The sequence below is a fragment of the Streptosporangium sp. H16 genome, assembly GCF_051918855.1.
Lineage (GTDB): Bacteria > Actinomycetota > Actinomycetes > Streptosporangiales > Streptosporangiaceae > Streptosporangium.
Map to the genome: position 1 here is coordinate 1 of NZ_JBPXMD010000141.1, position 569 is coordinate 569.

Here is a 569-nt window from a genome sequence, read left to right on the forward strand (position 1 = left end):
CATCACCTCACCGCGCAGCTCCACCGTGACCGGCTCGGCCAGCCTGGCGGGCAGCCCCACGATGGTGCCAATCGCGTGGCTCACGTCCTCACCCGCGACGCCGTCACCCCGGGTGACCAGCTGCGCCAGCCGCCCGCCGCGATAACGCGCGGTGATCGCCAGCCCGTCGAGTTTCGGCTCCACGCTCCACCGGGTGACCGGCCGGCCCAGCCTGCGCTCCAGCGACGCGGCCCAGTCGGCCAGCTGCCGGGCGCCGAAGACGTTGTCCAGGCTCAGCATCGGCACGGTGTGCGGCACGTCGCCGACCACCGCGCCACCGGCCACCTTGCCCGTCGGCGAGGTCGCCAGCACCTCGTCGGGATGCTCGTCCTCGTACGCCTGGATGCCCCGGACCAACCGGTCGTAGGCATCGTCGTCCAGCGTGGAGGTGCCGTCGCCGTAGTAGGCCGCGGCGGCGTCCAGCGCGAGCTGGACGGCTTCGGCGTAGGCGCTCTGATCAGCGAGAAGGGTGCTCGGGGGCGCTTCGGTCATGATCCCATCCTCTCGCCCGGCACCGACAATTCCGGGCC

1 pseudogene is annotated in these 569 nt (G+C 72.4%); it reads right to left on the reverse strand.

Features of this window, described 5'->3' with window-relative positions:
* Nucleotides 1-531, reverse strand: a pseudogene (locus ACTOQ2_RS44055) (NAD-dependent DNA ligase LigA); the annotation flags it as partial.
* Nucleotides 532-569 lie beyond the last annotated feature (38 nt).